Source organism: Streptomyces sp. PA03-6a (assembly GCF_033792765.1).
Taxonomy (GTDB): domain Bacteria; phylum Actinomycetota; class Actinomycetes; order Streptomycetales; family Streptomycetaceae; genus Actinacidiphila.
Map to the genome: position 1 here is coordinate 1 of NZ_JARAVK010000165.1, position 20,527 is coordinate 20,527.

Consider the following 20,527-nt stretch of genomic DNA (forward strand, 5'->3'; position numbering starts at 1 on the left):
TTTTTTCTCTTAGGATATGTAACAGACTCGTATACAACATAGCATAATCGACGGCATCTTCAGATGTGTAGAAGTGACGTGCGCAGGGGCGACGACGGCATTAGAGGCGTCGGCCTTGTCGGCGGGCGCCGTGAGGTGACCCGGCGCCCGCGGGCGAGGTCGGCGCCCTCGATGACGTCGCCGCCGCGGAGCAGGATCCCGCTGGGGTTGCCCTCGGGGCCGCAGACGATGTTCATGCAGTGCCACATGCCGTAGGTGAAGTAGACGTACGCGTGGCCGGGCGGGCCGAACATGACCGCGTTGCGGTCGGTGCGCCCGCGGTAGGCGTGGGAGCCCGGGTCGAGGGGGCCGGCGTAGGCCTCGACCTCGGTCAGCCGGAGTGCCACGGGGCCGTCGTCCGTCCTGCGTACGAGGGTCCGCCCCAGGAGGTCGGGGGCCACCTCCAGCACCGGGCGGTCGAAGAAGGACCTGGGGAGCGGGGTGCTTTCAGGAGGGGGGATCATGCGGTACGAGAGTAATGGAACCGTTCGGGGTGGGGCCGCGTTCGTAATGACCGAGGCAACCGCCAGTAAAGGGAGAGGGACATCGTGGGCTTCAAGAAGCTGCTTGCGAGCTTGGGCGCCGGTGGCGCGTCGGTCGAGACGGTGCTCAACGAGCCGAACGTCGTCCCGGGCGGGGTCGTCCAGGGCGAGGTGCGGATCCAGGGCGGCTCGGTGCCGCAGCGGATCGAGGGACTGTCGGTGGGCCTGCAGGCCCGCGTCGAGGTCGAGGGCCAGGACGCGGAGTACAAGCAGGACGTCGAGTTCCACCGGCAGCAGCTGGGCGGGGCGTTCGAGGTGCAGCCGGGTGCGGTGCACGTGGTGCCGTTCGGGCTGGAGATCCCGTGGGAGACCCCGATCACGACCTTCCTGGGGCGTCACCTGACCGGGATGAACGTCGGGGTGACGACGGAGCTGGCGATCGCCCGTGCGGTGGACTCCGGTGACCTCGACCCGATCAACGTGCACCCGGTGCCGGCGCAGCAGGCGATCCTCGACGCGTTCGGCCAGCTGGGCTTCGGCTTCAAGAACGCGGACCTGGAGCGCGGCCACATCCGCGGTACGCGGCAGCGGCTGCCGTTCTACCAGGAGATCGAGTTCTTCGCGCCGCAGCAGTACCGCGGGCTGAACCAGGTGGAGCTGAGCTTCGTCGCCGACGGCCACGAGATGGACGTCATCCTGGAGATGGACAAGAAGCCGGGCCTGTTCAGCGAGGGCAGCGACGCGTTCCGCTCCTTCACCGTGGACCTGAACAACTTCCACGCGACCGACTGGGCGGGTTACCTCAACCAGTGGCTGGCCGAGGTCGGCGGGAAGCGCAACTGGTTCTAGGATCGGCGGGCGGAAGCGCGTTTCGCGATCAGCAGGAGGTACCGAGGTGACCGAGCAGAAGCGGCGGCCGCTCCCCCACGATTTCCATCCCCAGGTGCCGTCGTTCACGGTGGTGAGCGACGACATCGAGCCGGGCGGCACGCTGAAGGACTCCCAGGTCTACGCCGAGGGCAACGTCTCGCCGCACCTGCGGTGGGAGGGGTTCCCCGAGGGGACCGGGAGCTTCGCCGTCACGTGCTACGACCCCGACGCGCCCACGGGCAGCGGTTTCTGGCACTGGGTGCTCTTCGACATCCCGGTGTCGGTGACGGAGCTGCCCGCGGGTGCCGGCAGTGACGGCTTCAAGGGGCTGCCCGAGGGTGCGGTGCACGTGCGCAACGACTACGGGAGCAAGGACTTCGGTGGCGCCGCGCCGCCGCCCGGGGACGGACCGCACCGTTACGTGTTCACCGTGTACGCGGTGGACCAGGAGAAGCTGGGGCCCGACGGGGACGTGTCGCCCGCCGTCGTCGGCTTCAACCTGCGGTTCCACGCGATCGCGCGGGCCAACCTGATCGGCGAGTACGAGAACCCGCAGTAGTCGTGGCGCTCCCGGCCGAGGGCCGGGGGTCCCAAATTCCGTTGCGCCCCGGCGCTCCCGCATCGCACTGTGGTGTCTGCCTGGTGACCTGACCGTCACCGGGGGTCGGCACCGCAGTGGCGGGGGCGGCGGGGCGTTGCGCTGTGCGGCTCTCGCCGCGCGACCTGCCTGCCGTCCGCCGGAGCCCGGACATGCGCCCGGGCGTCCACGCCGATCGCCGCGCTCCGGGCGCCGCGGACCCCACGGGGGCGGGCGCCCGGAGTGGCCGGCGGCCGGGGCCACCGTTTCGTTCCCCGTTTCCTCCTGTTCGCTTTTACGTGCGGAAATTGCGTTGTCCGCGTGGGTATGGCCCGGTCACAGTGGAGCCACCTCGCCGCGGGGCGGGGATGGACCCGAGGGGTGGGCGACGTGCGTGAGACGCTGGTGCTGAACGCGAGCTTCGAGCCGCTGTCGACCGTGTCGCTGCGGCGTGCGGTGGTGCTGGTCATGCAGGACAAGGCCGTGGTCGAGCAGGCTCATCCCGGGCTGCGGATCCGCGCGGCGGCGGTGGAGGTACCCGTGCCGCAGGTGATCAGGCTCTGCAGGTACGTGAGGGTGCCCTTCCGACAACGGGCCGCGTGGTCGCGGCGGGGTGTGCTGGTCAGGGACCGGCACCGGTGCGCGTACTGCGGACGGAGGGCGACGACCGTGGACCACGTGCAGCCGCGTTCGCGCGGTGGTGGGGACACCTGGCTGAACACCGTTGCGTCGTGCGCGGAGGACAACCACCGCAAGGCGGACCGTACGCCGGAGCAGGCGGGGATGCGGCTGCTGACCCAGCCGTTCGAGCCGACCCCGGCGGACGCGCTGCTGCTGGCCCTGGGTCTGAAGGACCGTGAGGACGCCCCCGGCTGGCTCGCGCTGCCGGCCTGAGTCCTGTGCCCCGAGGCGGTCGCCCGGCTACTTCAGCAGGAGCTGGGCGATCGCCACGAGGCCCACGACGACGATGACGCCGCGCAGGGCGACGGGCGGCATGCGGCGGCCGATGCGGGCGCCGAGGACGCCGCCGAGCGCCGCCCCGACGGCGATGAGCGCGACGGCGGTCCAGTCGAAGTCGGCGACGAAGAGGAAGAACGCCGCGGCGACGCCGTTGACGATCAGCGCGAGGACGTTCTTCACGGCGTTGATCCGCTGCCAGGACTCCTCGAGGAGGACGCCCATCAGGGAGAGGTAGATGACTCCCTGGGCGGCGCCGAAGTAGCCGCCGTACATGCTGGCGAGGAGGAGGCCGCCGAGGAGGAGCGGGCCGCCGTGCTCGGGGGCGTGCGTGCCGTTGCCGGCCCGGCGGGCCTGGAGCACGCGGGAGAGCCTGGGCTGGACGACGACGAGGACGAGGGCCACCGCGATCAGGATCGGCACGATGGTGTCGAAGGCCTGGGAGGGCAGCGCCAGCAGCAGGACGGCCCCGGTGAGTCCGCCGACGAGGGCGGCGGCGCCGAGCCGCAGCAGGCGGTCGCGCTGTCCGGCGAGTTCGCGCCGGTAGCCGATGGCGCCGCTGAGGGAACCGGGGACGAGGCCGAGGGTGTTGGACACGTTGGCGGTGACGGGCGGCAGGCCGACGGCGAGCAGGACGGGGAAGGTGATGAGCGTGCCGGAGCCGACGACGGTGTTGATGGTGCCGGCTCCGATCCCGGCCGCGAACACGGCCAGGGCTTCCCAGTAGGTCATAGGCGTCTCCATGGTCGGTGCGGCTCCCCTCCCCCCGACGGGACCGGGGGGAGCTGGAGCGCACGGATCATGTCATACGCGTTCGCGGCGGCCGCCGCACTGCTCAGTCCTTGTCGAGCCGGGGGGTCTCGCGACGGGTGCCGCCCTCGCCGTTGCCGGGGGCGCCGGGGAGGTTGACGATGCCGCCGAGGCCCTTGAGCGCGTCGTTGAGTTCGCTGGGGATGATCCAGAGCTTGTTGGACTCGCCCTCGGCGATCTTGGGGAGCATCTGCAGGTACTGGTAGGCGAGCAGCTTCTGGTCGGGGTCGCCCTCGTGGATGGACTCGAAGACCGTGCGGATGGCCTGGGCCTCGCCCTCGGCCTTGAGGGCGGCGGCCTTGGCCTCGCCCTCTGCGCGCAGGATCGCGGACTGCTTCTCGCCCTCGGCGGTGAGGATCTGGGACTGCCGGATGCCCTCGGCGGTGAGGATGGCGGCGCGCTTGTCGCGGTCGGCGCGCATCTGCTTCTCCATCGAGTCCTGGATGGAGGTGGGCGGCTCGATGGCCTTGAGTTCGACGCGGTTGACGCGGATGCCCCACTTGCCGGTGGCCTCGTCGAGGACGCCGCGCAGGGCCGCGTTGATCTCCTCGCGGGAGGTCAGGGTCCGTTCCAGGTCCATGCCGCCGATGATGTTGCGGAGCGTGGTGACGGTGAGCTGCTCGATCGCCTGGATGTAGCTGGCGACCTCGTAGGTGGCCGCCCGCGCGTCGGTGACCTGGTAGTAGATGACCGTGTCGATGTTGACGACCAGGTTGTCCTGGGTGATCACCGGCTGCGGCGGGAACGGCACGACCTGCTCGCGCAGGTCGATGCGGTTGCGGATGGTGTCGATGAACGGCACCACGATGTTGAGGCCCGCGCTCAGGGTCCTGGTGTAGCGACCGAAGCGTTCGACGATCGCCGCGCTGGCCTGCGGGATGACCTGGACCGTCTTGATGAGCGCGATGAAGACGAGCACCACCAGGATGATCAGGACGATGATGATCGGCTGCACGTCCACTCCCACGCCGATTGCCTGTGGCTACCTGTACGAAGACATGATCAAGTCTGACAGACCCCGCGGGGAGGCGGGCCGGGTTCGGCGAATTCCCGTGCCGTCTCGGGGTGCGGGGGCGGGCAGGATCACATCACGACGGCCGTCGCGCCCTCGATCTCGACGACGTCCACGCTCTCGCCTGGCTCGAAGGCCCGTCCCGTCTCGAGGGAACGGGCCGACCAGACCTCTCCGTTGAGCTTGATCCGGCCGCCGTGCCCGTCGACCCGTTCCAGGACGACGGCCTGACGGCCCTTGAGCGCGTCGATGCCGCTGCGCAGCTCCGGGCGTTGCGAGCGGCTCCGGTTGGCCAGCGGGCGTACTACGGCGATGCCCGCGACCGAGACGATGACGAAGATCAGTACCTGCGGAGTGATGCCCAGGCCGAGGCCTGCCGCGATCGCGGCGGCGACGGCTCCGACCGCGAACATCCCGAACTCGGGCATCGCGGTCACCACGAGCGGAATACCCAGCCCCACGGCGGCGATCAGCCACCACAACCAGTCGTCCACAGGCCCATCGTAGGGGTCCGCAGTGGATCTGTGACAGGGTGCGACGGCTCTCCCCGAGGCTTTCGGCGCGGGGCTTCGTGCGCGGGGGGCCTCAGGGGGTCACTTCAGGGGCAGCCCGTTGGCGGTCCAGCGGTCGCCGCGGCGCTCGACGACGAGCGGGAGGCCGAAGCACAGGGAGAGGTTGCGGGAGCTGAGTTCGGTCTCCATGGGGCCGGCTGCGACGACCTTGCCCTGACGGATCATCAGGACGTGGGTGAAGCCCGGGGCGATCTCCTCGACGTGGTGGGTGACCATGACCATGGAGGGCGCGATCGGGTCGCGGGCGAGCCGGCCGAGGCGGCGGACGAGGTCCTCGCGGCCGCCGAGGTCGAGGCCGGCGGCGGGCTCGTCGAGCAGCAGGAGCTCGGGGTCGGTCATCATGGCGCGCGCGATGAGGGTGCGCTTGCGCTCGCCCTCGGAGAGGGTGCCGAACTTGCGGTCGAGGTAGTCGCTCATGCCGAGCCGGTCCAGGAAGGCGCGGGCGCGGTCCTCGTCGACCTGCTCGTAGCTCTCCTGCCAGTGCGCGGTCATGCCGTACGCGGCGGTGAGCACGGTCTCCAGGACGGTCTGCTTGCGCGGCAGCTTCTCGGCCAGGGCGACGCCCGCGATGCCGATGCGGGGGCGCAGTTCGAAGACGTCGACGCCGCCCATCTTCTCGCCGAGGATCTGGACGGTGCCGGAGGTCGGGAAGAGGTAGCTGGAGGCGATGTTCAGCAGGGTCGTCTTGCCGGCGCCGTTGGGACCGAGGATGACCCAGCGCTCGCCCTCGGCGACCGACCAGGAGACCTGGTCCACCAGAGCCCGGCCGTCTCGGACCACGGATACGTCCACCAGCTCCAGAACATCGCTCATGAGCGTGTTGTCTCCCACTTCCCGATCGCATGTCTGCCGTTGCGAGCACCTGTAGGCGCCGCCCCCAGGAAATCTACGCCACGCCCGGGCCGCCCCAGTCCTTAGGCTGGGGGGATGCTCGACGAACCTCGCTCAGGACGGCTGGCGGCTTGGGGAAATGCCCTGATTGCCGGACTTGCCGCGCCGGATGACGCCGCTCAGGAAGTGATCGCCGACGATTCGGTCCACCGGATCTCGGGCCTCCCCGGGGAGGCCGGCCCGGTGGGGCTGACGCTGGGGCTGGGGCGGCTGCGCGCGCTCGGCGTGTCCGGGCTGCGGATAGCGCTCCCGGTGCCCGGGCACCCGCTCGGGCTCAGCGGGCCGCCGGAGTTCAACGCGCGGGCGCTGGCGGCGGGCGAAGCGGTCATCACCGTCGGCGGACCGGCCATCGGCCTGGTGCCGGAGGTCACGGAGGCCGGCCCGCAGGGCGACGTGCACGTGTCGGTCGAGTGGCAGTGCCTGGAGGTGCGGGACGCTCCGCCGGCGGACGTGCCCTCACTGGGCGAGGCGGAACGGGAGCTCGCGGAGGCGCTGCGGGACGCCACGGAGGCGCTGGCGCGGCTGGACGTGGCCGGCGCGGGCCCGGCGGCCCAGGCGGCTCTGGAGGCGTACCGGGCGCGGGCGGCGCGCGGCCGCGAGGTGCTCGCGCCGGGGTATCCGCCGCGGGCGGTGCGGGTGCTGGAACTGGCCCAGCGGGTCGGCGCGCTGGTCGGGATCGCGACCGGGGCCCGGTCCGGGCACGGGGCGGCCGTCAGCGCCTCGGAGATCGCCGCCCGGGCGGAGCTGCTGCGGCCGGTGGAGCGTACGGCACGGCGGGCGCAGGTGGCGGCGTACAACGCGTACGTCGAGGAGGCCGAGCGGCGCCGGGGCTGAGGCCGGCCGGGAACGGGCGAAGGCCCCGCGGACGACGCTGTCCGCGGGGCCTTCAGGGCACGTCAGTGGTTGAAGCAGACGTTGCCGATCGCGGGGTTCAGGATGCCGACCGCGTCGATGGTGTTGCCGCAGAGGTTGATCGGGATGTTCACCGGAACCTGGATCACGTTGCCGGAGAGCACACCGGGCGAGCCGGCGGCCACGGCACCCGCGTGGGATTCGGCGAGCGCGGTACCGGCCGAACCGGCGGCGGCCGCACCGGCGGCGGCGATGATCAGGGCGGCCTTCTTGGCGCTGTTCATGAAACTGTTCCTCCTGTGATGGCACGGCCCGGTTCGAGGAGCCGCACTGTGAGGAACGCGGAGCCCGGGGCGTTGACACGGGGAGCGCACCGGAAACCTCCGTACGGCGGAATCTGCGTGTCGCACCGGCGTGTGCCGCGCGCGCCGTGCGCGCGGACGCCGTGAGCCGCAGGAACGGACCGGCCCCGGGGCGGCGGAACGCTCCGGGGCCGGTGGTCACGGCCGTGCCGTGGGGGTGACGTCCTGGGTCAGCGATTGACGCAGACGTTCCCGATGGCCGGGTTGAGCAGACCGATGACGCTGATGGTGTTGCCGCAGACGTTCACCGGAACGTGCACCGGCACCTGGATCACGTTGCCGGAGACCACGCCGGGGCTGTTCTTCGCGCCACCGTGGGCCTGGGCGCCACCGCTGTGGGCGGAGGCGGCACCCGCGCCGACCATGGCGAGGCTCCCGGCGACCATGGCGACGGCGGCGGCCTTGTGCAGGTTCTTCACGTTCTTGACCCTCCTTGCATGGGTACCGCGGCAGGCGCCGCAGCACGCCATGGAGAACGGCCCACGCCCGGCCAGGTTGCGCCATCCGGGGGACATACACCCGACGGTATGAATCTCACTCCGGATGGCGACGATCCGCTTGTCCTACCGCTACGTGCCCCGGCTTCCGTGGCGTCGGACGCCCCTGAGGTGCGCCGGATCAGCCGCCGATCCCGTGCCGCACCGCCCACAGGGCGGCCTGGGTGCGGTCGGAGAGGTCCAGCTTCATCAGGATGTTCGACACGTGGGTCTTGACGGTCTTCTCCGACAGCACCAGGGCGCGGGCGATCTCCCGGTTGGAGCGACCCTCCGCGATCAGCGACAGCACCTCGCGCTCCCGGTCGGTGAGGGTGCCACCGCGGCCCTGACCGGGACCGGAGTCCTCCTGGGAGAGCAGGGCGTCGGCGACCTCCGACTGCAGCAGCACGTGGCCGGCGTGGACCGAGCGGATGGCGCCGGCCAGCGCGTCCGGGTCCACGTCCTTGTAGACGTAGCCGGCCGCGCCCGCGCGCAGCGCCGGGACGACGGTGCGCTGCTCGGTGAAGCTGGTGACGACCAGGACGCGGGCCTTGCTGCCGCTGTCGCGCAGCAGGCGCAGGGCCTCGATGCCGTCGACGCCCGGCATCCGGACGTCCATCAGGATCACGTCGGGCGCGAGTTCCCCGGCGCGCTGCACGCCCTCCTCGCCGTCCCCGGCCTCGCCCACCACCTCGATGTCGGGCTGCACCTCCAGGAAGGTCCGCAGGCCGCGCCGGACCACCTGGTGGTCGTCGACCAGCAGGACGCGAATGGGGCCGTCAGCCACCGGGCACCTCCATCTCGATCACGGTGCCCCTGCCGGGCGCCGAGTCCACCGTCAGTCCGCCGCCCACCCCGTCGGCCCGGTCCCGCATGGAGACCAGTCCCAGGTGGCGGCCGGCCCGGCGCACCGCGGACGGGTCGAAGCCCCGCCCGTCGTCGCGCACCGTGAGCACCGCTCCCCTGCCCCGGCCCTCCAGGCGCACCGTCACCGAGGCGGCCTCCGCGTGGCGCAGCGCGTTGTGCAGGGCCTCCTGGGCGACCCGCAGCAGCGCTTCCTCCTGGGCGGCGGGCAGGGCGCGGACCTGGCGGTGGCTGAAGGAGATCCGCGACGAGTGCGCCCGGTCCAGGACGTCGACCTGGGTGCGCAGGGTGGCCAGCAGGCCGTCCTCGTCCAGGGCGGCGGGGCGCAGCTCCACCACGACCGCGCGCAGTTCGTCGGCGGCCTCGGCGGCGAGCGTGGCGACCTGCCGCAACTCCTGGCGGGCGCGCTCCGGGTCGCGGGCCACCAGGGCGGCTGCGGCCTGGGCGGTCAGCCGCAGCGAGAACAGCTTCTGCGAGACGGCGTCGTGCAGTTCGTGGGCGATGCGGGCCCGTTCGCCGGCGAGCGTCAGCTCGCGGCTGCGCTCGTACAGGCGGGCGTTGGTGAGGGCGATCGCGGCGTGCGCGGCCAGGGTGCGCAGCAGCTCCTCGTCCTCCTCGGTGAAGCCGCGGCCGTCCTCCGGCGGGCGGGTGGCGCAGCGCTTGTTGGCGAGGAAGAGGGCGCCCAGGATCTCGTCGCCGTCGACCACCGGCATGCCGAGGAAGTCGGACATGTCGGGGTGGGCGGACGGCCAGCCGCCGAAGCGGGGGTCGCCCTTCACGTCCCGCAGGCGCTGCGGGGTGGCCTCGTGGAGCATCGCGGCGAGGATGCCGTGCTGCCGGGGCAGCGGGCCGATCGCCTTCCACTGCTCGTCGCTGACGCCGTCCACGACGAACTGGGCGAAGCCGCCGTGGTCGTCCGGCACGCCCAGCGCCGCGTACTCGGCGTCGAGCAGTTCGCGGGCGGACGACACGATGGTCTGCAGGACCTCGCGCACTTCCAGGTGCCGGCTCATCGCGAGGACGGCCGCGCTCACCGCCTCGATGCCGCGTCGGGACGATCGGCTGGACATGACCTCACCGTACCGGCGGGTCACGGCCGGCGGGATCGGCCTGGTGACCGAGCGCCCCCGGTCCGTGGACCTAGGGCGAAGTTCCCTGCCCCGGTGCTGCGGGCGGCCGAGGTGGCCGGGACGGGGCCGTTCCTACGGTGGGGGGCGGCCGCCGGGCGACGGACCGGGCGGCCGGTGGGAGGACACGTCATGCCGGTGGCAATCATCACGGGGGCGTCGCGGGGACTGGGACGGGCCCTGGCCGGAGCGCTCGCGGAGCGGGGCTGGGACCTGGTGATCGACGCGCGGTCGGACGAGGCGCTGAAGCGGACGGAGGGGGAGCTGGCGGGCCGGACGCGGGTGGCCGCGCTGCCGGGCGACGTCACCGACCCCCGGCACCGGGTGGAACTGGTCTCGGCGGCCTGGGATTTCGGCGGGCTCGACCTGCTGGTGAACAACGCGAGCGCACTGGGCGCCGAGCCGCTGCGGCCTTTGTCCGAGCAGCCGCTGGAGGGGTTGCGGGCGGCGCTGGAGACCAATGTGGTGGCCGCGCTGGGCCTGGTGCAGGAGGGACTGCCGCTGCTGCGCCGGCGGCGCGGGGCGGTGCTCAACATCAGCTCGGACGCCGCGGTCGAGGCGTACCCCACGTGGGGAGGGTACGGCGCGAGCAAGGCGGCGCTCGAGCAGCTGTCGGCGGTGCTGGCGGTGGAGGAGCCGGAGCTGAGGGTGTGGTGGCTGGACCCGGGCGACATGAGGACCGCGCTGTACGCGGCGGCGGTGCCCGACGATCCGGACGCGGACGGGCGCCCGGCCCCCGAGTCCGTGGTGCCGGCCGTGCTCGGGCTGCTCGACACGGGCGCGGCCGGTGGCCGCTACGTGGCCCCGGCGCTGCTGGAGGCCGGGCGGTGACCTCGCTGGGCGCGCTGAGGGTGCCGGAGGCACTGGCGGCCCGGGTCCCGGTGGAGCAGCGTGCCGACGGGGCGTCGGGCCGCGACGGGGTGCGGATGCTGGTGGGCGGGCGGGCCCGGGGCGAGGTCGCGCACCACGCTTTCGGTGATCTGCCGGGGCTGCTGCGGGCCGGGGACGTGCTGGTGGTGAACACCTCGCGGACCCTGCCGGCGGCGGTGGACGCGGCGCTCGGCGAGTCCCCGGTGGTGGTGCACTTCTCGGGGCTGCTGGACGACGGGCGCTGGGTGGTGGAGCTGCGGACGCCCGACGGACGGGGCACGACCCGGCCGCGGACGGGCGGCCCGGCGGGGGTGGCGGTGGCGCTGCCCGAGGGTGAGCGGCTGATGCTGCAGGAGCCGCTGAGCCCCTGCGGGGAGCGGCTGTGGGTGGCGCGGGCGTCGGTGGCGGACGCGATGGCGTTCCTGCACCGGCGGGGGCGGCCGATCCGGTACGCGTACACCCGGCGCGACCAGCCGCTGGCGGCGTACCAGACGGTCTTCTCGGTGCCGTCGGCCGACGGCCTCGGCTCGGCGGAGATGCCGAGCGCGGCGCGCCCCTTCACGGCCGGGCTGGTCACGGCGCTGGTGAGCCGGGGCGTGCAGATCGCTCCGGTGGTGCTGCACACCGGGGTGTCCTCGGGCGAGGCGCACGAGCCGCCCTACCCGGAGCGCTTCTCGGTGCCGGAGAGCACCGCCTGGCTGGTGAACGCCGCCCGGGCGGGTGGCGGCCGGGTGGTGGCGGTGGGCACCACGGCGGTGCGCGCCCTGGAGACGGCGGCCGACGAGCGGGGGCGGGTCGCGGCGGCGGGCGGCTGGACGGACCTGGTGGTCACGCCGGAGCGGGGCGTACGGGCGGTGGACGGCCTCCTCACCGGGCTGCACGACCCCGCGGCGTCGCATCTGCTGATGCTGGAGGCGGTGGCCGGGCGCGAGCTGCTGGAACGGGTCTACGGCGCTGCGGTGGGGGCCGGTTACCTCTGGCACGAGTTCGGGGACGTGAACCTGCTGCTGCCCTGACGGCCCCGCCCGGGGGCACCCGCGGTCGCCGCGCGGTCGCGGTGCGCGACGGGCCTGTGAGGCGGCACATAGGGCGTACGTCACGTACGAGGACGCCTAGTAGGCGGCGCGGCGGCCGGATCGGCCGGAAGTGCGGCGTGTGCTGTACCCGGCCGGTCCGGCCACTACGACTTCGGGTAGTAATGGATGGGTTTGGTCGGGGAATTTCCCGGGGCTAAGAATGCTCGGGTCGCTCCGCGCCGCGTTCGACACGCGGCGCCTCTCCTTGCCCGAGGGCGGAGTGGGGCGCAGCCGAATGGAAGAGGTCACTCCCCCATGCAGCTCCCGACGATCCCGAAGTTCGACCGCCTGACCAAGACCCACAAGTTCTCCGCCGCCGGCCTCGCCGCGGCCGGTGTGGGTGTCCTGGCCATCACCGGTGTGACCGGGACCAGCGGGACCGCGCAGGCCTCCGGCAAGGCACCGGAGGCGGTCACCGGACAGGCACGGTCCGCCGCCGCCAAGCAGCACGCGTCGCACGTCGCGCACGTGGCGCACCGCAAGGCGCTCGCCAGGCAGCACGCCGCCCACGTCGCGCACCAGGCCGCGGAGCGCAAGCGCCACGCCGAGCAGCGCGCCCGCCAGGCCGCGCAGGAGGCGCACCGGGCCCACGCGCGCCGGCAGGAGCAGCTGGCCGCCAACCGCAGCCACGAGCGCAGGGCCCTCGTCCCGCAGCAGCGGCACGAGACCTCGCGTCCGGCACCGCGCGCGGCCGCCCCGGCGGCCCCGTCCGGCAGCCCGCAGCAGATGGCGCAGCAGATCATCGGCGACGCGGCCCAGTTCCAGTGCTTCGCCAACATCGTGATGCACGAGAGCACCTGGAACCCGTACGCGGTCAACCCCTCCTCCGGCGCGTACGGCCTGGTCCAGGCGCTGCCGGGCTCCAAGATGGCCTCCGCGGGCGCGGACTGGCGCACCAACCCTGCCACGCAGATCAAGTGGGGCCTTGACTACATGAACGGGCGTTACGGCAGCCCCTGCGGCGCCTGGTCGTTCTGGCAGGCCAACCACTGGTACTGAGCCGCCGGGCGCGGACCGTACGGACATGCGGAAGGCGGCGGTTCCCCTCCCCGGGGAGCCGCCGCCTTCCGCATCCGTACGCGGGGGCCGCTACTTGCGCATGACCTCCGGCTCGTGGCGGCGCAGCAGCCTCAGGACGAGGATGCCGCAGACGAGGGCGATGCCGAGCAGGATCGCCATGTCGAAGCCCCACTGGCTCGCCGAGTGCTCCCACAGCGGGTCCAGGTTGTCGGGCTTGGCCTGGTCCCACGGCGGCATGAGCCGGCCGAGGTCGAGGGTGGCGCCGGCGGCGCCGACGGCCCAGCGGGAGGGCATCAGCCAGGCGACCTGCTCCAGGCCTACGGTGCCGAAGATCTGGAACAGGACGCCGGTGAAGACGACCTGGACGATCGCGAACATCACCAGCAGGGGCATGGTCTTCTCGGCGGTCTTCACCAGCGAGGAGATCACCAGGCCGAACATCATCGAGGTGAAGCCCAGGGCGATGACCACCAGGGTGATCTCCGCGGCCGGGAAGCCCTTGACGATCAGGCCCTCCTCGGGGAGCTTGCGCACCGACAGCCCGATGGCGCAGATGATGACGCCCTGCAGGGCGCTGATCAGACCGAGCACGAAGACCTTGGAGACCAGGTACGCGGAGCGGGACAGGCCGGTGGCGCGTTCCCGTTCGTAGATCACCCGTTCCTTGATCAGCTCGCGCACCGAGTTGGCCGCGCCCGAGAAGCAGGCGCCGACGGCGATGATCAGCATGATGGTGCCCGCGTCGGCGTTGAACTTCCCCGCCTCGTCGGGTGGGGCCAGGCCGAACTTCGCCGGGATGACCACGCTCACCAGGCCGAGGACGGCCGGGAGGATCACCATCAGCGCCATGAAGCCCTTGTCGGAGGCGATCACCGACAGGTAGCGGCGGACGAGGGTGACGAACTGCGCCGGCCAGCTCTGCGGCTTGGGCGGCTTGGCCCGCTGCGGGGCGGCGCCTACGGACTGCGGGGCGACCGCGTCCAGGTCCGCGGCGTAGATCTGGTAGTGCTGGGAGCCGCGCCAGCGACCGGACCAGTCGTAGTCGCGGTAGTTCTCGAAGGCGGAGAAGACGTCGGCCCAGGTTTCGTAGCCGAAGAAGTTCAGCGCCTCCTCGGGCGGGCCGAAGTAGGCCACCGCGCCGCCCGGCGCCATCACCAGCAGCTTGTCGCACAGGGCGAGTTCCGCCACCGAGTGGGTCACGACGAGCACGGTGCGGCCGTCGTCGGCGAGGCCGCGCAGCAGCTTCATGACGTCGCGGTCCATGCCCGGGTCGAGACCGGAGGTGGGCTCGTCCAGGAAGATCAGCGAGGGCTTGGTGAGCAGTTCCAGGGCGACGGAGACGCGCTTGCGCTGGCCGCCGGAGAGCGAGGTGACGCGCTTGTCGGCGTGCACGTCTAGCTTCAGTTCGCGCAGCACCTCGTCGATGCGGGCCTCGCGCTCGGCGGCCTTGGTGTCGCCGGGGAAACGGAGCTTGGCCGCGTAGCGCAGGGCCCTGCGGATCGTCAGCTCCTTGTGCAGGATGTCGTCCTGCGGGACGAGGCCGATGCGCTGCCGCAGCTCGGCGAACTGCTTGTAGAGGTTGCGGCTGTCGTACAGCACTTCGCCCTCTTCGGCCGGGCGGTAGCCGGTCAGGGCGCGCAGCAGCGTCGACTTGCCGGAGCCGGACGGGCCGATGACGGCGACCAGCGACTTCTCGGGGACGCCGAAGGAGACGTCGTTGAGGATGGTCTTGGTCGTGCTGCCCTGCGGCACGCGGACGGTGAGCCGGCGGGCGGAGAAGGAGATCTCGCCGGTGTCGACGAACTCCTCGAGCTGGTCGCCGACGAGCCGGAAGGTGGAGTGGCCGACGCCCACGATGTCGTTGGGGCCCAGCAGATGACGCTGTATCGGCTGGCCGTTGACGTACGTGCCGTTGTGGCTGCCGAGGTCGACGATCTCGTAGCGGCCGTCGGGGTGCGCGCGGAACTCCGCGTGGAAGCGCGAGACCTGCAGGTCGGAGACGACCAGGTCGTTCTCCAGGGCACGGCCGATCTTCATGACGCGGCCGAGCACCAGGTGGTGGAAGGTGGTCGGGCTGCGGTCGCCGTAGACGGGCGGCGCGCCGGAGGCGCCCGCTGGTCCGTGCGGGGACGGGATGTGCGCCTGCGGTTTGCGCTGGTCCGGCCGCGCGCCCTGCGAGGGCTGCGGCACGTGCGCGGCGGACGACCCGTTCCCCCAGCCGCCCTGCCGCGGCGGGGCGACGGAGTGGGGCGTCCCCTGCGCGGCGGGGCCGGACTGGCGGGCCTGCTGCTGCGGGTTGGCCAGTGCGGTGTCGGCGCTGTAGATGTCACCGCCGGCCGCGGCGCCGCCGCTGAAGCTCAGGCGCGGGCCGTCGGTGGCGTTGCCGAGGTTGACGGCGGCCCCGGCGGCGACGTCGTAGGCGTGGACGCGCTGGCCCTGGACGTAGGTGCCGTTGGTGCTGCCGAGGTCCTCGATGACCCAACCGCGTTCGCCCCGGCGGATGGTGGCGTGCCGCCAGGAGACCCGCGCGTCGTCGAGGACGACGTCCGACTGCGGATCCCGGCCGAGGCTGTAGGACCTGGCCGGATCGAGCGCCCAGGTCTGTCCGTTCAGTTCGAGTACGAGTTCAGGCACCCCAAGCCCCACAAAGTTGTCCCCCGGGTTATCCCCCATGGGGGGAGTCTAGGGATTGCGAACATCGGGAGGAACCATTCCAGGCACGCCCACCCGTCGGGAAGCCGTGCGAGGGGAGTGATGTGAACCCTCTTCCGAGAAGCCGTTGACGGCGCCGAAACACCACCGGAGAGTGGTAACCGCCCATGAACCGTGCGGATCATGACGGATCAGGGCACCATGCAGCGCAGGCGGTTCGGACGCGAGACCTCGGGGGCGGGCATGACCGCGTACACCTCCACACCTTCCAACGCGCCTGCGCGCCCGGGGCGCCCGGTCCCCTGGGGCGGTGTGCTGCTCTCCGCGGTCGCCGCGGTCAGCTGGGCGTACCTGGGGATGGTGGGGGCCGCCGCGCTGGGGCTGCACCTGCTCGGTGCGGACACCGCGGGCTCGCTGGGGCCGATGACGGCGGCCGTGGTCGCGATGGCGGTGGGCGGCAAGGTCGTCCCCTCCGGTGACGTCGCGGTGTTCGGGCTGGGAGGTGCGGGCGGCGAGGGCCGGCTCGACCTCATGCCGCTGGGCGTCGGCCTGGTGGGGGCCCTGCTGCTGACCTGGGTGTTCCTGCGGTCGCTGCGCGGGGCGGGACTGACCGTCCCCGGGGGTGAACTCGCCGCGCGGGCCGGGGCGGTGGCGGTGCTCTTCGTGACGCTGCTCGGCGCACTCGCCTGGGCCGGGGAGGACACCATCGCCCTCGACGGCGCCGCGCTGGGCGGGGAGAAGGGCGGCGGCCTGACGGACCAGATCCCGGGCATCGGTGACATCGGCGGGGGGCTCGGGGACGGGCTGCAGGACCTGATCGACGCCAAGGCCTCGGTGAGCTTCCACGTCGCCACCGGCCGCACCCTGCTGGGCGGCCTGCTGTGGGTGCTGGTCGTGCTGCTGCTGGCCCTGCTCACCTCGCGCCGTACGCCGCTGCCGCCCGCCCTCGAAGGGCTGCACCGGGTCGTGCGGCCCGCCGCGTCGGCGCTGCGCTGGGTGCTGCTGCTGGCCGTCGTCGCGGGCTGTTCCGCCGCCGGGTACGCGGCGGTGACAGGTGACGAGCCCGGCCGGATCGCCGGGGCCGCCCTGCTGGGGGCGCCCAACGGGGTGTGGCTTGCGGTGCCGCTCGGGCTGTTCGTGTCCTGGCGGGGCACGGCCACCGGGGAGCTGGCGAAGGTGCTCCCGGATCCGCTGGACCGGCTGCTGTCGACCAGCGTGGCGGAGCCGGTGACGCCCGCCCGGCTGGCCGAGTACGACCAGCGGGTGTGGCTGCTGACCGTCGCCGCGGCGCTGATGATGCTGGCGGCGGGGGCGCTGGCGGCGTCCCGCACCCCGCTGTGGGGGGCGACGCGGGCCGGGTACGCGGGGCGCTGCGCGGTGCGGCTCGGCCTGGTCACGGCGGTCGCGTTCCCCCTGCTGGTGTGGGTGACGGGGGTCTCGGTGAACGCGGGCGTCTCGGTCTTCGGGTTCGACGCCGTGGGCGCCGGCGTCGACCTGCACGGCAGCCTTCCCCTGGCGTTCCTGCTGGGCGCCGCCTGGGGGGCGGTGGCGGGCGGCGCGGGGGCGCTGCTGGCCCTGCTGACGGGCACCGCCGGGCGCCGGGTGTCTCCGTACGCGCTGCGCCGGGCCGCGGAGGCGGCGGCCGGGGAGAGCAGCTCCCGTACGTACCCGGGCATCGCCTACCAGCCCGGTCCGTACATCCCGAGCACCGGTCACGGCCGGCCGGACGCCGGGCCCAACCCCTACCGGCAGCCCCCGCAGGGCCAGGCACCGCATTCCACGCGGACCGTCACCGGGGCGCCGCTGACCACGGACGGTGTCCGCCAGGCGGAACACATGTCCGTCCGGGGCGCGGTGCCCGATACGGTGGAGGCACCATGAACGACGCATCGCAGGCGACCGCTGCCACCGCCGCCAATGTGCCGACGCTGCTGGTCAAGATCTTCGGGAAGGACCGGCCGGGGATCACCGCCGGGCTCTTCGAGACGCTGGCCCGCTTCCAGGTGAACGTCATCGACATCGAGCAGGTCGTCACCCGTGGGCGCATCGTGCTCTGCGCCCTGGTGCCCGCCCCCGCGGGCCGTTCGGTGGAGGGCGAGCTGCGCGCCACGGTGCACGCGTGGGCGGAGTCGATGCGCCTGCAGGCCGAGATCATCTCCGGCATCGGTGACAACCGGCCGCGCGGCGAGGGCCGCTCCCATGTGACGGTGCTCGGGCACCCGCTGACCGCGGAGTCCACGGCGGCCATAGCGGCCAGGATCACCGGCACTGGCGGCAACATCGACAGGATCTTCCGGCTCGCGAAGTACCCGGTGACGGCCGTGGAGTTCGCCGTGTCCGGTGTCGCCACCGCCACCCTGCGTCCCGCGCTGGCCCTGGAGGCCCACGAGCGCGGGGTGGACGTGGCCGTGGTCTCGGCCGGGCTGCAGCGCCGGGCGCAGCGCCTGGTGGTCATGGACGTGGACTCCACCGTCATCCAGGACGAGGTGATCGAGCTCTTCGCGGCGCACGCGGGCTGCGAGGACCAGGTCGCCGAGGTCACGGCCGCGGCGATGCGCGGCGAACTGGACTTCGAGCAGTCCCTGCACGCGCGGGTCGCCCTGCTCAAGGGGCTGGACGAGTCCGTGGTGGACAAGGTCCGCCAGGAGGTGCGCCTGACGGCCGGGGCCCGCACGCTGATCCGCACGCTCAAGCGGATGGGTTACCAGGTGGGCGTGGTCTCCGGGGGCTTCACGCAGGTCACCGACGACCTCAAGGAGCGGCTGGGACTGGACTTCGCCGCCGCCAACACCCTGGAGATCGTGGACGGCAAACTCACCGGCCGGGTGACCGGCGAGATCGTCGACCGGGCGGGCAAGGCCCGGTTGCTGCGGCGCTTCGCGGCGGAGGCCGGGGTGCCGCTCAGCCAGACCGTCGCCATCGGCGACGGCGCCAACGACCTGGACATGCTCAACGCGGCGGGCCTGGGGGTCGCCTTCAACGCCAAGCCTGTGGTGCGGCGGGCCGCGGACGCCGCGGTCAACGTGCCGTTCCTGGACACCGTGCTCTACCTGCTGGGCATCACGCGCGAGGAGGTCGAGGCGGCCGACGCCGGGGACGGCGCGGCCGCCGGGGCCTGACCGGCGCGGACCCACGGGCAGGGAAAGGGCTCCGGAGCAGGTGCTCCGGAGCCCTTTCCGTACGGTCCCTGCGTCCCTGCGTCCCTGCGTCCCTGCGGCTCGGCCGGCTGCGGCTCAGTCGTGCGGCGACCAGAAGTCGACGAGGCGGCCGACGCCGTGCTCGACCGTCTTCCACGGACCGGAGAAGGTGATCACCGCGATGGCCGCCGTCGGGAATCCGGTGCGGTTCATCCGCGCGCGGGCGTCCCCGTCGCTCTCCCCAGCGAGGGCGTCGGCCAGTGCGTGGATGGTCGGGTTGTGGCCCACCAGCAGCAGGTCGTCGACGTCCTCCGGGGTCTCGTTGAGCAGGGCGATCAGGTCACCGAGGGTGGCGTCGTAGAGGCGCTCCTCGTAGACGGTGCGCGGGCGGTGCGGGAGTTCGTGGGCGGCCAGCTTCCACGTCTCGCGGGTGCGCGCGGCCGAGGAGCAGAGGGTCAGTTCGAACGGGATCCCCAGTTCGGCGAGCCTGCGGCCGGCGACGGGGGCCTCCTTGCGTCCCCGTTCCGCCAGCGGTCGCTCGTGGTCGGGGACGTCGGGCCAGTCGGCTTTGGCATGCCGGAGCAGGACGATCCGGCGGGGCGATGCAGCTGCGCTCATGACCCTCAGCTTTCCAGAAATCCGGCCGCCGGGCGCGGGCTGCGGGACGGATCACGGTTCGCCGCGGGAGGGTCACAGCAGGTGCTGCAGGAGCCCCGGGAGCCCTTCGCCGACCGCGTGCAGGAGCTGTCCGACGGGCTCCGCGGCCGAGGCCTCCGCGGCGCCGGGGCCCGCGACCAGGGCGAGCAGCGCCACGAAGGCGAGTGCGGGCAGGGCGAGCGCCCACCACGGCAGGCGCGTCTGCGTGCCGCCTCCGACCGCCGGGCGGGCGGCGCGGGTTCGCGGGGGACGCGAGGGAACAGCCTGCAGGGACACGGGACGCCTCCGTGGGTCAGCCGGGGTGCCGGAGCGGTGTCCGACCTTGCACCACGACGCTACGGAAGGACGGCCGCCGGGCCCATCGGGTGGCCCACCCACTCGACCCTGACCCTGGCCCCCTAGGGGAGGTGGGGTTGTCCCTACCCCGGGTCTCGGGGTCGCAGGTCAGCCGAACTTGGCGCCGATGATCGCGATCACCGCGACGAGGGCGGGCACGGCCATCATGAGGCCGAAGATGATCAGGAGCTTCTTCTGCGGCTGCGGGGGGTTGGGCTCGAGCACGGGCATGCGGCCCAGTCTCGCACCCGGTCGCGGCGCCTGCGCACGCGGGTGGTCAGAGCTCGTCCTCCACGGAGCGGTCGCGGCCGGCGACCACGCCCGCGGCGATCTGCGGCACCAGCAGGGCCAGCATGAAGGCCACGGGCAGGTCCCAGCCGCCGGTGTGCTGGTAGAGGGCCCCGACGAGGATCGGACCGGGGATGGAGAGCAGGTAGCCCGTGCACTGCGCGAAGGCCGACAGCCGCACCACCCCGCCGCCGGTGCGCGAGCGCATCCCGATCATGGTGAGGGCGAGCGGGAACGAGCAGTTGGAGATGCCCAGCAGCAGGGCCCACACCCAGGGCGCGGCGGCCGGGGCCGCCCACAGGCCGCCGTAGCCGACGATCCCGAACAGGCCGAGGCCGACGGCGAGTCCGCCCTGGTGCCGCATGCGGCCGGCGAGCGCGGGCAGCACGAAGGAGAGCGGTACGCCCATCACCATGGTGACGGCGAGCAGCACGCCGGCGGTGGAGGCGGAGACCCCGGCGTCACGGAAGATCTGCGGCAGCCACCCCATGGTGATGTACGCGCCCGTGGCCTGGAGCCCGAAGTAGACGGCGAGTGCCCAGGCGGTGCGGCTGCGGGCGATGCTGCCGGAGGGCGCCCGCTCCGCGGGCGGAGCTGCGG

22 protein-coding genes and 1 pseudogene are annotated in these 20,527 nt (G+C 72.8%); 9 read left to right on the forward strand and 14 right to left on the reverse strand.

The window, feature by feature from the left end; genetic code table 11:
* Positions 1 to 128 precede the first annotated feature (128 nt).
* Positions 129 to 503 (reverse strand): annotated as a pseudogene (locus tag PV350_RS31385) (DNA-3-methyladenine glycosylase); the annotation flags it as partial.
* A gap of 84 nt (positions 504 to 587) precedes the next feature.
* Between PV350_RS31385 and PV350_RS31390 the strand changes: the two are divergent.
* From PV350_RS31390 to PV350_RS31400, 3 genes are all read left to right on the forward strand, one after another.
* The gene (locus PV350_RS31390) at positions 588 to 1,370 is read left to right on the forward strand and encodes a sporulation protein (RefSeq protein ID WP_499511099.1); all 783 of its coding nucleotides are present in this window, start codon (positions 588 to 590) and stop codon (positions 1,368 to 1,370) included.
* Between the two features lie 46 nt (positions 1,371 to 1,416).
* Positions 1,417 to 1,950, forward strand: coding sequence for a YbhB/YbcL family Raf kinase inhibitor-like protein (locus PV350_RS31395; protein WP_499511100.1), 534 nt, complete (start codon positions 1,417 to 1,419; stop codon positions 1,948 to 1,950).
* A 408-nt stretch (positions 1,951 to 2,358) separates the two neighbouring features.
* Positions 2,359 to 2,862, forward strand: coding sequence for an HNH endonuclease (locus PV350_RS31400; RefSeq protein WP_499511101.1), 504 nt, complete (start codon positions 2,359 to 2,361; stop codon positions 2,860 to 2,862).
* Between the two features lie 27 nt (positions 2,863 to 2,889).
* On the opposite strand, the gene PV350_RS31405 is transcribed toward PV350_RS31400, so the two are convergent.
* The 4 genes from PV350_RS31405 to PV350_RS31420 all read right to left on the reverse strand — a co-directional run bounded on the left by PV350_RS31405 (position 2,890) and on the right by PV350_RS31420 (position 6,132).
* Entirely contained in the window at positions 2,890 to 3,657 is a 768-nt protein-coding gene (locus PV350_RS31405) for a sulfite exporter TauE/SafE family protein (protein ID WP_499511102.1), read from the reverse strand.
* Between the two features lie 103 nt (positions 3,658 to 3,760).
* Positions 3,761 to 4,690 (reverse strand): SPFH domain-containing protein, encoded by a 930-nt coding sequence (locus tag PV350_RS31410; RefSeq protein WP_499511103.1) that lies wholly within the window; start codon positions 4,688 to 4,690, stop codon positions 3,761 to 3,763.
* Between the two features lie 128 nt (positions 4,691 to 4,818).
* Positions 4,819 to 5,229: an NfeD family protein gene (locus tag PV350_RS31415; protein ID WP_499516787.1), complete on the reverse strand. Its 411-nt coding sequence runs from the start codon at positions 5,227 to 5,229 to the stop codon at positions 4,819 to 4,821.
* A 111-nt stretch (positions 5,230 to 5,340) separates the two neighbouring features.
* Entirely contained in the window at positions 5,341 to 6,132 is a 792-nt protein-coding gene (locus PV350_RS31420) for an ABC transporter ATP-binding protein (RefSeq protein ID WP_499511104.1), read from the reverse strand.
* Between the two features lie 114 nt (positions 6,133 to 6,246).
* On the opposite strand from PV350_RS31420, the gene PV350_RS31425 reads away from it, so the two are divergent.
* The gene (locus PV350_RS31425; RefSeq protein WP_499511105.1) at positions 6,247 to 7,044 is read left to right on the forward strand and encodes an Rv1486c family protein; all 798 of its coding nucleotides are present in this window, start codon (positions 6,247 to 6,249) and stop codon (positions 7,042 to 7,044) included.
* A gap of 62 nt (positions 7,045 to 7,106) precedes the next feature.
* On the opposite strand, the gene PV350_RS31430 is transcribed toward PV350_RS31425, so the two are convergent.
* From PV350_RS31430 to PV350_RS31445, 4 genes are all read right to left on the reverse strand, one after another.
* Positions 7,107 to 7,346, reverse strand: a complete 240-nt coding sequence (locus PV350_RS31430; protein WP_499511106.1) for a chaplin — start codon at positions 7,344 to 7,346, stop codon at positions 7,107 to 7,109.
* Positions 7,347 to 7,594: 248 nt separating this feature from the next.
* A complete protein-coding gene (locus PV350_RS31435) occupies positions 7,595 to 7,843 on the reverse strand; it encodes a chaplin (protein WP_018560570.1) in 249 nt (82 codons plus the stop codon).
* A 199-nt stretch (positions 7,844 to 8,042) separates the two neighbouring features.
* A complete protein-coding gene (locus PV350_RS31440) occupies positions 8,043 to 8,687 on the reverse strand; it encodes a transcriptional regulator (RefSeq protein ID WP_499511107.1) in 645 nt (214 codons plus the stop codon).
* The gene (locus PV350_RS31445) at positions 8,680 to 9,834 is read right to left on the reverse strand and encodes a GAF domain-containing sensor histidine kinase (protein WP_499511108.1); all 1,155 of its coding nucleotides are present in this window, start codon (positions 9,832 to 9,834) and stop codon (positions 8,680 to 8,682) included. Before PV350_RS31445 ends, PV350_RS31440 begins: the two co-directional genes overlap by 8 nt.
* Positions 9,835 to 10,023: 189 nt before the next feature.
* Between PV350_RS31445 and PV350_RS31450 the strand changes: the two genes are divergently transcribed.
* The 3 genes from PV350_RS31450 to PV350_RS31460 all read left to right on the forward strand — a co-directional run bounded on the left by PV350_RS31450 (position 10,024) and on the right by PV350_RS31460 (position 12,836).
* A complete protein-coding gene (locus PV350_RS31450; RefSeq protein ID WP_500337207.1) occupies positions 10,024 to 10,722 on the forward strand; it encodes an SDR family oxidoreductase in 699 nt (232 codons plus the stop codon).
* The gene (locus tag PV350_RS31455) at positions 10,719 to 11,777 is read left to right on the forward strand and encodes an S-adenosylmethionine:tRNA ribosyltransferase-isomerase (protein WP_500337208.1); all 1,059 of its coding nucleotides are present in this window, start codon (positions 10,719 to 10,721) and stop codon (positions 11,775 to 11,777) included. Before PV350_RS31450 ends, PV350_RS31455 begins: the two co-directional genes overlap by 4 nt.
* Before the next feature lie 315 nt (positions 11,778 to 12,092).
* The gene (locus PV350_RS31460) at positions 12,093 to 12,836 is read left to right on the forward strand and encodes an aggregation-promoting factor C-terminal-like domain-containing protein (RefSeq protein WP_499511111.1); all 744 of its coding nucleotides are present in this window, start codon (positions 12,093 to 12,095) and stop codon (positions 12,834 to 12,836) included.
* Positions 12,837 to 12,926: 90 nt separating this feature from the next.
* On the opposite strand, the gene PV350_RS31465 is transcribed toward PV350_RS31460, so the two are convergent.
* On the reverse strand, positions 12,927 to 15,491 hold the full coding sequence (locus tag PV350_RS31465; RefSeq protein ID WP_500337209.1) for an FHA domain-containing protein: 2,565 nt from the start codon (positions 15,489 to 15,491) through the stop codon (positions 12,927 to 12,929).
* 261 nt (positions 15,492 to 15,752) lie between these two features.
* Between PV350_RS31465 and PV350_RS31470 the strand changes: the two genes are divergently transcribed.
* Together PV350_RS31470 and serB are read left to right on the forward strand one after the other, a co-directional pair.
* The gene (locus PV350_RS31470) at positions 15,753 to 17,390 is read left to right on the forward strand and encodes a streptophobe family protein (RefSeq protein WP_500337211.1); all 1,638 of its coding nucleotides are present in this window, start codon (positions 15,753 to 15,755) and stop codon (positions 17,388 to 17,390) included.
* The gene (gene serB, locus PV350_RS31475; protein ID WP_499511113.1) at positions 17,387 to 18,628 is read left to right on the forward strand and encodes a phosphoserine phosphatase SerB; all 1,242 of its coding nucleotides are present in this window, start codon (positions 17,387 to 17,389) and stop codon (positions 18,626 to 18,628) included. The genes PV350_RS31470 and serB overlap by 4 nt, the downstream gene beginning before the upstream one ends.
* A gap of 114 nt (positions 18,629 to 18,742) precedes the next feature.
* On the opposite strand, the gene PV350_RS31480 is transcribed toward serB, so the two are convergent.
* The 4 genes from PV350_RS31480 to PV350_RS31495 form a co-directional block, all read right to left on the reverse strand.
* Complete coding sequence (locus PV350_RS31480; protein ID WP_499511114.1) at positions 18,743 to 19,264, reverse strand: SixA phosphatase family protein; 522 nt, start codon at positions 19,262 to 19,264, stop codon at positions 18,743 to 18,745.
* Positions 19,265 to 19,336: 72 nt separating this feature from the next.
* The gene (locus PV350_RS31485) at positions 19,337 to 19,579 is read right to left on the reverse strand and encodes a hypothetical protein (protein ID WP_499511115.1); all 243 of its coding nucleotides are present in this window, start codon (positions 19,577 to 19,579) and stop codon (positions 19,337 to 19,339) included.
* Between the two features lie 168 nt (positions 19,580 to 19,747).
* Positions 19,748 to 19,870, reverse strand: a complete 123-nt coding sequence (locus tag PV350_RS31490; RefSeq protein ID WP_499511116.1) for an SGM_5486 family transporter-associated protein — start codon at positions 19,868 to 19,870, stop codon at positions 19,748 to 19,750.
* Positions 19,871 to 19,916: 46 nt separating this feature from the next.
* A partial coding sequence (locus PV350_RS31495; protein ID WP_500337210.1) for an MFS transporter occupies positions 19,917 to 20,527 on the reverse strand: 611 nt, incomplete at its 5' end.

Excerpts from the sequence above, each read along its gene's own strand:
- PV350_RS31430 (WP_499511106.1), bottom strand. The coding sequence starts at position 7,346 with ATGAACAGCGCCAAGAAGGCCGCCCTGATCATCGCCGCCGCCGGTGCG.
- PV350_RS31450 (WP_500337207.1), top strand. The coding sequence starts at position 10,024 with ATGCCGGTGGCAATCATCACGGGGGCGTCGCGGGGACTGGGACGGGCC.
- serB (WP_499511113.1), top strand. The coding sequence starts at position 17,387 with ATGAACGACGCATCGCAGGCGACCGCTGCCACCGCCGCCAATGTGCCG.
- PV350_RS31420 (WP_499511104.1), bottom strand. The coding sequence starts at position 6,132 with ATGAGCGATGTTCTGGAGCTGGTGGACGTATCCGTGGTCCGAGACGGC.
- PV350_RS31480 (WP_499511114.1), bottom strand. The coding sequence starts at position 19,264 with ATGAGCGCAGCTGCATCGCCCCGCCGGATCGTCCTGCTCCGGCATGCC.
- PV350_RS31460 (WP_499511111.1), top strand. The coding sequence starts at position 12,093 with ATGCAGCTCCCGACGATCCCGAAGTTCGACCGCCTGACCAAGACCCAC.
- PV350_RS31425 (WP_499511105.1), top strand. The coding sequence starts at position 6,247 with ATGCTCGACGAACCTCGCTCAGGACGGCTGGCGGCTTGGGGAAATGCC.
- PV350_RS31490 (WP_499511116.1), bottom strand. The coding sequence starts at position 19,870 with ATGCCCGTGCTCGAGCCCAACCCCCCGCAGCCGCAGAAGAAGCTCCTG.
- PV350_RS31445 (WP_499511108.1), bottom strand. The coding sequence starts at position 9,834 with ATGTCCAGCCGATCGTCCCGACGCGGCATCGAGGCGGTGAGCGCGGCC.
- PV350_RS31405 (WP_499511102.1), bottom strand. The coding sequence starts at position 3,657 with ATGACCTACTGGGAAGCCCTGGCCGTGTTCGCGGCCGGGATCGGAGCC.
- PV350_RS31470 (WP_500337211.1), top strand. The coding sequence starts at position 15,753 with ATGACCGCGTACACCTCCACACCTTCCAACGCGCCTGCGCGCCCGGGG.